Below are 6,344 nucleotides of genomic sequence, written 5' to 3' on the forward strand. Positions count from 1 at the left end.
GCCATCGAACGCATCAAGCCAGGCCATCCGCAGCAGAATGGCCGGCATGAGCGCATGCACCTGACCCTGAAGCAGGAAACCACCCGGCCGGCCTGCGAAAATCACCTGCAACAGCAGGTGCGGTTCGATGACTTCGTCAGGGAATATAACACAGAACGTCCGCATGAAGGCCTCGCCATGGCGACCCCTGCAGAGATCTACACGCCGTCATCGCGCATCTATGACGGCCTGCCAGACATCGATTATCCCTTCCATGATCGCGAGGTCCTGATAACCGCCTGCGGCCGGATCTGCATGCATCGGAAAAAAATCAACATCTCCACCGTGCTCGCGGGTCAGCGTGTCGGCGTAAAGGAGGTCGACGACGGCATATGGCTCGTCTCCTTCATGCACTATGACCTCGGATACGTTGACCTCGAGCAGAGAACCCTGCAGACAATCGACAACCCGTTCGGAGCAAAAGTGTAACCCATCTCTCCGGTACATACTGTTACCTATGTGTCCGGGCCGGACAAAATCCTGCTGGCGACCCCTGCAGGACTCGAACCTGCAACCGTCGGATTAGAAGTCCGGTGCTCTATCCAGTTGAGCTAAGGGGTCCGGTCAGTGACGCGCCCTTAGTGCGTCCAGGGCTGCTTACGGTCAAACGAGAAATTTTCGCTGTATGATTTGACCAGCCGCTTGCGCTCGCGGGCTTCTTCAACGCGAAACGTCATGCCTTCGCGCTGAGCGTATTCGACAGCCTGTTCCTGCGTGTCGAACTCGAGGCGAACCTGGCCCGACGTATCGTCAATGCTGGTCCATCCCATCAGCGGATCTGCGCTGCGGCGGGCACCGGGTTTGACGAACTCGAGAATCCAGGCCCGGGTGTTTCCACGGCCAGACGTCATCGCGCTCTTGGTGGGTCTGTAGATCCGCGCTTCCATCTGCCAGCCTCGTGTCTCGAGAAAGTTTTTGGTCGGAGCGAGAGGATTCGAACCTCCGACCCTCTGGTCCCAAACCAGAAAGTTGGTGGAACGAGCCTTTCGCAAGACCCCTATAAAAACAATGCATTAAGTGGGTTTGGACCCCGCCTGCCGCAATACCTCCAAACGCCAAGCCACCAATAAGCCACCGTCTGAGTTACAATGCAGCCGGAATAGCGAGGCTTGGCCCCGTGCGCAACCATTATGGTGTTTTAGGCTATTGAATTGCCCCCTCCAAGAATTCCACTGCATTAGGCGAAATTTTCGACAGAGCAGGTCAGTTAGCCTGTTCCCATGAGTGCTTGAACGATTTCCCGTGGTTCATCCCCAAGTCGCACGGTGCCTTGGCGGAGCCGCTCCTGCCAGGCTGATCCTCGCGCGGCGGCCTCATGGAGGGCGGCCGCCAGATCGTCCTGCCTGCGTTTGGCAACGAGCGCTTCGATGAGAAGGCCAGCCTGAATGATATCCTTGTCGGACTTCACGGCACTCTCGCCAGTGTCCTTCCGCATAGTTGAAACAATCAGCTTGTGGACAGCATACCGCTCCGGAGATGGAACATTTACGAGCGCTCCGAAGCGCGTGAGCATTGCGGCTTCGACCGTGTCTCTTAGCAGGAAGTCCAGAAAGCGTAGGGGCAGCGCATCGGATCTGAGGCTGGGCAGGTTCACTGGCGCGTCCCGGTCGGCGCCGCGATTGGTCGTCAGGACATCTACCCGGTATCCGCCAGGGCGAGCGTAGGTCGCTGCTATGTTGGGGCTTGCAAGGGAGGGAACCGGCGCGAAACCCGGGTCGACCGACTTCAGGACGTCGATGAGTGAGACGCCAAGTGTGTCGTTAAGCGCAACCGACACGCCATAGTCTTGCGCGAGGTCCAGGTCACCCGTTCGTATGGCAACGCTCGGCAGCTTCACACCGAGAAGGCCGGCATAGGTCTGGAACGCGATTGTGCCGACGATCACGCCCCTCAAACGGAACACGCCCGCATCCGCGAGGGCCTCGATCACGGCTCCCGTGAGCCCATCTGGTTCGGGCAGGCCTGCGCCGGAAAGCGAGCGACGGATCGCCTTGCGCGTATCGGCATGGGCCTTCGCACTCATCGCGCTGTCGATGGCGGTACGGCGCTCTGGTGTGTCAACGCCCAGATACCGTTCCGGTGGACGTCCCTGTGGGGTCGTCGGCTCCTGAACGTACCAGTAGTCCTTTCCAGAGATGGTTCTCTTTCGGAAGGTTGAGCCTTCCGGAAAGTCGGACGCTGTGGCCAGTCGTAGCTGGTCTAGCAGCTCGGCGTAACTGGTCTGGATGACGAGGGGAAGTTCCTGGATAGCCATTTACCGGCAAAATACAAAAATGCCGGTAAAAGTCAATACTTGCCACTTTATGGCAACTAGAAGACCTTCAAACACGGCCAGAATACTGGGTCGAGATTGTGACCGCACCCCTGCTAAAACGTGTCGCTGGTCGTCGACGCCTGAACTGTATTGGTCACCACAGCCTCGGCGAATTGCTGTCGAATGTAATCTCCGGGGTATCTTGGGCGACCGGCACGAATGGAGAAGGGCGGCCATTGTCCGCGTACCCGGCGCTTTTCCAGACCGGACACGGTCCACCCGGTAAGGTCGGCACATTGTTTCGGTGTCAGCCAGCTGGTTTCGCTGGTGAAATCGGCTTCTCTAATCTTATCCTTTGCCATTGGTCATACTCCACAATCTGATGTTGATCCGGCAGCGCCGCAATCAAGATTTCTTTGCCTTTCGGAATCCGGTGTCACTCGCCAGAAAGGTTTCCAGCATCAGTGGAACCAGCGCCGATGCCGGAACCTCCACTCCGTGGATCTCCGAATGGATACGCGCATAGTCATCAAGCTCCGTCGCCAAAGCCGGATCGACCAGGATGGCGAGTTTCTGCGGTGTCCGATCCGGTAGCGGCCCGATCTTCAAATTGACTTCACTCATGGTCAGTCTCCTCCTTCATAGGGTTTCAAAACAATATCCTTGTTGACGAGCACGCCGAGCCGCCAGCCGGGCCGGATCGTGATCGAGGGCTGGACGTCGAGGTTACGTCGCACGATTTCTTGTCCCGCCTCATTGGCGCCGGTCTGGGCTGAACGGCGGAGCGCCCGGGCGATGTCACCCTCATCGTCGCTGGCAAGTTCTGAGCCGACGCCGAGCAGGGTCGAGAGCGCGACGCCCTGCAACAGCTTCCAGGAATGATAGTCGACTTTGTCTTCGAGGCCTGCATATCCGCGGGCATCGACGCCCGCGAGATTGTCGATGCGGATGGATGACCCGTCCGGCATCACGATCCGGCTCCACACAAGCAGCGCCCGCGATTGGCCGAACGCGATGACGCTGTCATAGCGCCCGATCAGCCTCGCGCCCTGAGGCACGAGAACGCTCTCTCCAGTGACCGTGTCATAGACCGGGCTCGTCACCTGCGCGATGACCTGACCCGGAAGGTCGGAGTTCACCCCCGTCAGCAGGGTTGCTGGAATGATCGTTCCCGCCATCAGCTGGTAGGGAGAAACCGGTGTCTCCAGCCGATGCGGATTGTAGATCGACGGATCCGTCTCGGTGCCCAGAAAATCCAGCTTGCGGACTTGCCGGTTCGGATCCTCACTGAGAGGTGATCCAAAAGCGCTGCCATCAGATGGTGCAAACGCCGAGAGGTCCGGAAAACTGATCGAAGCCGCTACTGGACTCGCAACGCTTCCTCCCACGCTTTGCGACCCGGAACTCGATCCAACCTGGAAAAACACCCCACTCCCGCGCGCCGCATCGGAAAGCGCGGCTTCACGTGCTCGCAGCTCTGCCTCGACCGCCGCCAGCTGCTCACGCATTGGATCCACCTCGGACGCATCTGCCGCCGGCAGACCCATCCGCCCTTCACGCTGCGCCTTCAGGATCGGCGTGCCGAGGTCTCCCGGCAGCGGTGGCCCGAGAATGTCCTCTTTCGGCGCGATCTCGCCGTAGGATGCCGGCAGCGCGGCAAGGCCATCTGCAGTCGGATTATGCCCTGTATTGTAAAGCTCCCGTGCCGGACCGTCAGCGCCGCCCTTCGGTCCTTGCAGCGCAAAGGCGAGCGAGCCGAGCACGATCGCGCTGCCGGTCCCGAGCAGGATCATCAGCGCCCGCTTGGAAAACCGCTTTACAGGCCTCGGCGCACCGCGGATTTCGAGCGGTTGGGCTGGAGGAGAAACGGCCTCTGTCATGGCTTCGCGCTGCCAATGTCATTGCGTGCGATCTTCACGACATCCTGGCGTTTTTCGCCGAGACGCAGTTCGGCGCGGGCGAACAGGCGGTCAACGACATAATAGTCGCCGGACATGCGATAATTCACGAGCTGGGACTTGCCGTCCCGGCCGATGACGAAGAGAGCCGGGGCCTCACCCTGGTCGAGCCGAGCCGGGAACTGGATATAGACCTTGCGACCATCATCGAACACGCGGTCCGGTCGCCAGTGAGGAAAATCGCCATCAAGGTCGTAGCGGAACTTCAGCCGGTCGAGCTGCAACCCCGCAGACGACGGCGATTCCGACGCACCTGCCGGCCCAGACCGCGCCACCCGCGTTACCAATTGCTGGTCGGCATAGCGCCAGGAGACAGCCGCCATATAGGTTTCTTCGAACGCGCGCAGTTCAAGATGGTAGGCGCGAAGGCTCGTCGTGATGATGAGGTTGGTCTTCAGGCCCGCCTGCGTCGGCTTGATCAGGATGTGCGCCTGGGCGTCCGTTCCGGTCCCTGAGACCGTATCCCCGAGTACCCAGCGAACTGTGTCACCGGCTGAGACGGACACGAGTTCCTCGCCGGGCTGCAGGACAATGTCGGTGACCTGCTCCGGCGCGCAATAGACCTGGTAGAGCACACCGACCGTATAGGGATAGACCTGGATTGCGTTCATGTAATTGTCGAGCGAAGGCTCGATCGCCGCCTTGCCGTTTGCGGTCTCAATGGCCTGGTAGGGCTTGAGGGATGGCGCCTCTGCCTCCGTTGGCATGGGCTTCAGCTGTCCGGGCATCGCGCCAGTAACGGTCGTCGGCGTATAGGTCCGGTAGACGACCGGGGTCGGGGAAACGTCCGCGCCGGCGATATCGATCTCTTCCGCGTCAGGAGCGAGATAGCGGTCTTCGACATAATCCGGCTCATCAAGTGTGATGTCGGGACCGACGGCGGCAGGGAACGTCTCGCAGGCCGCAAGGACCGTCGAGGCGAGGAGGATCAGGGCAAGGCGTTTCATGGGGGAGTGCTCCTATTGATGGTCTTTCGACCAGTTGAGGCCGTGGACGTAGAGGCCGAGGGGATTGGCCCGGAGGGCTTCTTCGGTGCGCGGCGGGTCGATGATGATCGAGAACACGCCGGTATGGTTCGACTGGCCGGTCTCGGTGCCGTTCCGGTAGGCGGTCTCGCGCCAGCGGACGGTGAAACTGTCGTCCGACGCCCGCACGACGCTCGCCACGTCGACAGACACAGAGCGCCGTCCGAGATCCGCAAATGGATCATTCTCACGGGCATAGTCGTTCAGCGTCGCAGCGGCCCGGTCGGTCGCATAGGCATAGGCCTTCAGCCAGTTCTGCCGGACGACCACCGGATCGATGGAGATGGACCGCGTATTCTTCACAAATTCTGCGAGGTGGAACGCGATCTGCGCATCGGTCGGTTCATAGCGTCCGTCGGCCGGGCCGACGGCGCGCACGGCGCCTTCGCCGGTCAGCTCGACCACATAGGGCGTGACGAAGGACTGGGTGGAGCGCCAGACAAGGCCGCCTGCGAGCAGGAACGATAGGGCAAGGCTGCCCAGTGCGGTCAGCCGCCAGTTTGCCGCCTGCACGCGCGCCGACCCGATCCGGTCGTCCCAGGCCTGCGCGGCGCGCTGGTAGGGGGTGACCGGTTCCGGTGTCTCGCCATAGCGGGTGGAAGTTCGCCTCCAGAGCTTCATGTCAGTCCTCGTCATTCCTGAGTTGTATCGAAGTCCCGCCGCCGGGCCGGTCGCCGTCGCGCACGGCAGAGGCCGCCATCATCCCGGCATCACGGGTTGACTGGTCGCGGCGGATACGCCGGGCCCAGTCCGGGGATGAGTTCTGCCCATTGGCAGGACCTGCATTTGGCGCGCCCGTACCGCCCGTCGCCGCAAAGGCAGCGCGTGCTCCGGCCTGATGACGCTCACTTGGAGTTCCAAAGGCCCGCCGTGCAAAGCCCTTGGCACCCGAGGCGGCGGCGCGAACGCCTGCGCCTGCGACACCGCTCATGCCCGCCATCTTGGCGGCGGCACCGGTCTTGCCGGAAGCGGCAGAATTCATCTGGTAAGCCGTACGGGCGCCGCCTGCCATGGACGCTGCCGCGCCGACCGCGCTGCGCGTGCCACCCGCAGCCGCTCCAATCCCCG

The 6,344-nt window shown here is 61.5% G+C and carries 8 protein-coding genes, 1 tRNA gene and 1 pseudogene; 1 reads left to right on the forward strand and 9 read right to left on the reverse strand.

Going from position 1 to position 6,344, the window contains the following annotated elements:
- Positions 1-468: integrase core domain-containing protein (locus VR74_RS16820; protein WP_045698725.1), on the forward strand; the 468-nt coding region annotated here is incomplete at its 5' end.
- Positions 469-523: 55 nt separating this feature from the next.
- Here VR74_RS16820 and VR74_RS16825 read toward each other — a convergent pair.
- The 9 genes and pseudogenes from VR74_RS16825 to VR74_RS16860 form a co-directional block, all read right to left on the reverse strand.
- Positions 524-600: transfer RNA gene (locus VR74_RS16825), tRNA-Arg, on the reverse strand.
- Between the two features lie 17 nt (positions 601-617).
- Entirely contained in the window at positions 618-926 is a 309-nt protein-coding gene (locus tag VR74_RS16830; protein WP_045698726.1) for an ETC complex I subunit, read from the reverse strand.
- 320 nt (positions 927-1,246) lie between these two features.
- Entirely contained in the window at positions 1,247-2,293 is a 1,047-nt protein-coding gene (locus VR74_RS16835) for a GSU2403 family nucleotidyltransferase fold protein (protein ID WP_045698728.1), read from the reverse strand.
- 113 nt (positions 2,294-2,406) lie between these two features.
- Complete coding sequence (locus VR74_RS21255; RefSeq protein WP_299950977.1) at positions 2,407-2,655, reverse strand: hypothetical protein; 249 nt, start codon at positions 2,653-2,655, stop codon at positions 2,407-2,409.
- A gap of 43 nt (positions 2,656-2,698) precedes the next feature.
- Positions 2,699-2,917, reverse strand: coding sequence for a DUF2274 domain-containing protein (locus VR74_RS16840; RefSeq protein ID WP_045698730.1), 219 nt, complete (start codon positions 2,915-2,917; stop codon positions 2,699-2,701).
- Positions 2,918-2,919: 2 nt separating this feature from the next.
- Positions 2,920-4,173, reverse strand: coding sequence for a TrbI/VirB10 family protein (locus VR74_RS16845; RefSeq protein ID WP_045698732.1), 1,254 nt, complete (start codon positions 4,171-4,173; stop codon positions 2,920-2,922).
- The gene (trbG, locus tag VR74_RS16850) at positions 4,170-5,198 is read right to left on the reverse strand and encodes a P-type conjugative transfer protein TrbG (RefSeq protein WP_045698734.1); all 1,029 of its coding nucleotides are present in this window, start codon (positions 5,196-5,198) and stop codon (positions 4,170-4,172) included. The genes VR74_RS16845 and trbG overlap by 4 nt, the downstream gene beginning before the upstream one ends.
- Positions 5,199-5,210: 12 nt before the next feature.
- The gene (gene trbF, locus VR74_RS16855) at positions 5,211-5,897 is read right to left on the reverse strand and encodes a conjugal transfer protein TrbF (RefSeq protein WP_045698735.1); all 687 of its coding nucleotides are present in this window, start codon (positions 5,895-5,897) and stop codon (positions 5,211-5,213) included.
- 1 nt (position 5,898) lies between these two features.
- Positions 5,899-6,344: pseudogene (locus VR74_RS16860) on the reverse strand (P-type conjugative transfer protein TrbL); the annotation flags it as partial.

The organism is Hyphomonas sp. BRH_c22 (assembly GCF_000961795.1).
In the GTDB taxonomy this organism is placed as follows: domain Bacteria; phylum Pseudomonadota; class Alphaproteobacteria; order Caulobacterales; family Hyphomonadaceae; genus Hyphomonas.